The 1,189-nt window shown below is 67.5% G+C and carries 1 pseudogene; it reads right to left on the bottom strand.

Annotation, left to right across the window (positions count from 1 at the left end):
* Positions 1 to 1,057, bottom strand: a pseudogene (locus tag ABT300_RS44245) (hypothetical protein); the annotation flags it as partial.
* Positions 1,058 to 1,189 lie beyond the last annotated feature (132 nt).

The following is a 1,189-nucleotide window of genomic DNA, read 5'->3' as shown; positions in this document are numbered from 1 at the left end:
AGCTGGCCCTGGCGCCCGTTCCGATCGTCTTGAGAACGGCCCTGCCCGACTTGAGGCTCGTGGCGACCGCGCCGACGCCGGGCAGGGCGGCGAGCGCGTCGGCACCGAGCCCGACGAGGGTCATCGCGTCCCAGTCGCCCTTGATCGTGGCGTCGACGGCATGGGCGCCGAGCGAGCCGATCGCGGTGACGGCGGCGACCGGACCCATGAGCGGGGTGAGGACCGGGATCAGGGCGAGGGCGCCCGCGACGGCGGAGACGATACCGAGGACGTCCCCGAAGACGGCCCAGAAGTTGCTGCCCTGTTCCGCGGCGGCCCTGCGGGCGGCCTCGGCCTTCAGGTACTCCAACTCCATCCCGCGCATCTCGATGACGCGGGTGAACTCGCGATCGGTGAGCAGGCACTGCAGCTGGAGCTCGGCCTGGAGCGCCAGCGCCATGTCGATCAGGTCGTACAGGTGACCGTCTTCGACCCAGTCCCGGGGGTAGCCACGCTCGGTGAGCCGGAAGTACACGCCCTCTCCCGAGTACCCGCCCATCGCCAGGGACGGGATCGGGCCGAGGTAGCGGGCGACCGAGGGGTGCTGGAAGGCAATCACGCCCTGGGTTGCGGGGAAGCCGGTGCCGCGCAGTTGTGCGACCCACTCCTCAACCTTCGCATAGTCGTCGGTGGGGTCCGGGTCTGACAGGTGCCTCTTGGCTTCCTCGGCGAGGTCTTCGGTCTTCTGAACGAGGAGCTCCATGAAGTCCTCCAGCTCCTGCGACTCCTGCGTCTCCGCTCCGTCGGGGTATGCGTAGGCGTAGAGCTCTTGATCCAGGCGGTAGAGCGCGTCGATGACCTGGTTGCGCTGGAAGACGTACATGCGCAGGAGCTGGTCGATCCGGTAGTGGTCCTCAGGACGCAGTGCCGCCTGGTCCCATCCCCAGATCTTCATCGCGCTCTCGTGGTCGGTGGTGTACATCTCGAGTTCGCTCTGGACGTTGAAGACGAACTTGTCTCTGCCCGCGTCGAACCCCAGGGTCGGCAGCTGGGCGCTGAGTCCGTACTCGATCTTCATGGTGTGTCCCCTCTTCCGGTCAGGCCGCAGCGCTGGTGTCGAAGGCGATGGTGCGGCAGACCTCGGCGAGGATCTCCACGCACGAGTCCCATTCGGGGAGGTTCTCGGTGGCGATGGCGAGCGAGGTCCTGG

This window comes from Streptomyces sp. NPDC001027 (genome assembly GCF_040299045.1).
Classification (GTDB): domain Bacteria; phylum Actinomycetota; class Actinomycetes; order Streptomycetales; family Streptomycetaceae; genus Streptomyces.
The sequence above is the reverse complement of the archived record's forward strand: the minus strand, read 5'-3'. Positions and strand labels throughout refer to the sequence as shown.